Below are 2971 nucleotides of genomic sequence, written 5' to 3'. Positions count from 1 at the left end.
GGCCCCAGCCCAGCGCCAGGTCTACCGGGGAAATTGCAGCAGCGGCATCGTAGCGGTAGAGCCGCCGGGACAGCACCCTGGCCTCGAGCTCGAAATAGGCCACCGGCTCGAACCGAAAGCCCGGTTTTTCCAGGCGCACGTCGCTCTCCTGGGTCAGGGGGGCCTGAAAGGGCGCGTGGGGGGCCAGCACCCCCGGCGGGCGGGCAATGGGGCGGGCCTGCACCTCGCGGATGAACCAGAAGGTTCCGCCCGCCAGGATCAGGAGCAACCAGACCAACCGCACTCTTGCAGTGTAGCCAGGACTGGGCGGTAGTCCTGGTCAAAGACCCCGTGCGAAGCCAGAGACAGCCCCCTCGAGTGAGGGAGCCACTCAAAATTCGATGATCGTCGCCTGCCCCTCGCGCCCTTCTCGACGGTTAAATTTCATCTTTAGCCAGATCGTTGAACCGCACGTGCTGGGCATGAAACTGCAATTCGACGGCTCCGGTGGGGCCGTTGCGCTGCTTGCCCACAATGATCTCGGCAATCCCGGCCTTCTCGGAGTGCTGGTTGTAGTATTCGTCGCGGTAGATGAACATGACTAAATCTGCATCTTGCTCGATGGATCCCGACTCGCGCAGGTCGGAGAGCATGGGGCGCTTGTTGGGGCGCGACTCCACCGCACGGGAAAGCTGTGAGAGGGCCACGACCGGCACGCTCAGCTCGCGGGCCAGTCCTTTTAGTCCACGGGAGATCTGGGCAATTTCCTGCTGGCGGTTCTCTCCTCCGTTCCTGTTGCTGTTGGGGCCGGACATCAGTTGCAGGTAGTCAATCACGATCAGGCCCAGCTTGTGCTGGGCATGCAGGCGGCGTGCGCGGGCCCGCAGCTCCATCAGGGTCAGGTCGGAGGTGTCGTCAATCAGGATGGCCGCATCGGATATACGGCCTGCCACATCCACCAGCCGGGAAAAGTCGCGGTCGGTGAGCTGGCCCTGGCGCAGGCGGTTCATATCAATTCGGGCCTCGGAGCAGAGCATCCGGGTAACAAGCTGTACAGCAGGCATCTCGAGTGAGAAGATCGCCACCCCGGCCCCCTCGCCGCGCAGGGCCACGTTCTGGGCGATGGTCAGGGCAAAGCTGGTCTTTCCCATCGAAGGCCGGGCTGCAATGATGTTGAGCGAGCCGGCAGTAAGGCCGCCAATCACGCCGTCCAGCTCACGGAAGCCACTCCGAATGCCGTCGGTCTGGCCCTTGTTTTCGTAGAGCAACTGGATATGCTCGAAGGTCTGGTGTACCAGCTCCTTCATGTTCTGAAACTCGGACTTAGCCCCCTGGGTGGAGACCTCGAGCACCTTACGCCCGGCGGTGTCGAGGATGTCCTCGAGGCTTCCTTCCTCGTCGTAGGCCATCTTCATGGCCTCGCCCGCGGCCGTGATGAGCTTGCGCAGGGTCCACTTTTCGGCCACGATGCGCCCGTAGTAGTCGGCATAAGCTGCGGTGGGGGTGGACTCGGAAAGCCCCACCAGATACGAGAGGCCCCCGATGTTCTCAAGTTCCCCCGCCGTGCGTAGCTGTTCCGAAAGGGTGACCAGGTCTACCGGATCGCGCCTCGAGCGTAAAAGGGTCATGGCCTCCCAGATTTTGCGGTGGACTTCTTTATAAAAGGCGTCTGCGGCAATAAAGCCCTCGAGCCGATCCAGCACCTCGCTGTCCAGCAGCACCGAACCCAGCACGCTGGCCTCGGCATCCAGATTATGGGGGGGTACACGGCCTTCCATTGCGTTCCTCATCGGAATTTACTCAAAGGCACGATGCTGCCCATTGATATACCAGCCCCAATAGTCTACAGACTAGAAAGAGCTGTGAGAACTGGGTTGCCAAGACTGGCAGGCTCTGCTATATTGACAATCGCTCTTCGGGGCTATTCCGCGATAGCTCAGCTGGTAGAGCGTTCGACTGTTAATCGAATGGTCGCAGGTTCGAGCCCTGCTCGCGGAGCCAGAAAGTAAGTGGTGGACAAAGAAAACTGAGGGTAATTATCCCTCAGTTTTTACAATTTACCGACTACATACCGACAGAGATTAGTTCGGGCGCTCTTGGAGGTCGTTTCGGTTCCGCTGGGGGGTCAGAAGGTTGGCTAGGCGGGTGGTGGCCTCGAGGTGCTGGGCGATGTCGGGATGCTGGTAAATGTTTGCGGTGATCTGGATGCTGGCGTGGCCCGCTCGCTGGCTGGCTGTCTTCAGATCCCCTCCCAGGGCCAGGTCGAGGGTAATGTTGGTGTGCCGGAGGTCGTGCAGACGAATCCGAGGTACGCCCGCTTTGTCCAGTAACACCTTCCACGAGCGCGTGGAGAAGTTACTGGGGTGCCAGGGGACATGCTCCGGGCTCAGGAAGACGTGGCCAGTATCCTCGGGGGTGTAGCCCTTCTTGGTTAGGGCCTGCCGCTCGTTTTCCATCATGCCCTTGTGCTCTTGCAGCACTTCCCAGGCCACGTAGGGCAGGATCACCGGGCGCTTGCTGCGATGGGTCTTGGGCTCTTGCTCGAAAACCTTGTTGCCCGAAGACACCCGGTTGTTCTCAATCCTGATCGCCACGTACTGCCCGTGGACGGGGTGGGTCTGGAGGCTTATGCTCTTCCACTTGAGCCCCAGCAGCTCCCCCCGCCGGAATGAACCCGTTAGCGCCAGCCAGTAGAAGGCCCACATGCGGTCTTGCTGAATAACCTTGAGGAAGCGCTGGGCCTGCTCCACCGTCCAGGTTTCGGCCTCGAACTTCTTGGACTGCTGGGGCAGGGTGTCCACCAGATCAGCAACGTTCTGGGCGAGCTTTTTCTTGCGATGCAACCTTCCCAGTGCATCGTGAAGGCAGACGTGGGCGAGTCGGATGTAGTTCCTGGAAAGCCCTTTTTTGTGCATGGCGCGGTACAGGCCGTCCAGGTGCTCGGCCTCGAGCTTTTGCAGCAGCATCCTCCCCAGTCTGGGGTTTATGTGCC

At 60.6% G+C, this 2971-nt stretch carries 2 protein-coding genes, 1 tRNA gene and 1 pseudogene; 1 reads left to right on the top strand and 3 read right to left on the bottom strand.

The genetic code is table 11. From position 1 onward, the window contains the following. Positions 1-283 (bottom strand): annotated as a pseudogene (locus Q0288_RS05655) (hypothetical protein); the annotation flags it as partial. Positions 284-416: 133 nt separating this feature from the next. After that, entirely contained in the window at positions 417-1757 is a 1341-nt protein-coding gene (gene dnaB / locus Q0288_RS05650) for a replicative DNA helicase (RefSeq protein ID WP_299428452.1), read from the bottom strand. A 147-nt stretch (positions 1758-1904) separates the two neighbouring features. Between dnaB and Q0288_RS05645 the strand changes: the two genes are divergently transcribed. Further along, a tRNA-Asn gene (locus Q0288_RS05645) sits at positions 1905-1980 on the top strand. 80 nt (positions 1981-2060) lie between these two features. Here the strand turns inward: Q0288_RS05645 and Q0288_RS05640 are convergent. Continuing rightward, on the bottom strand, positions 2061-2971 hold a 911-nt coding region (locus Q0288_RS05640; RefSeq protein WP_299428449.1), incomplete at its 5' end, for a site-specific integrase.

The sequence above is a fragment of the uncultured Meiothermus sp. genome, from assembly GCF_937863175.1.
Classification (GTDB): Bacteria; Deinococcota; Deinococci; order Deinococcales; family Thermaceae; genus Meiothermus.
The sequence above is the reverse complement of the archived record's forward strand: the minus strand, read 5'-3'. Positions and strand labels throughout refer to the sequence as shown.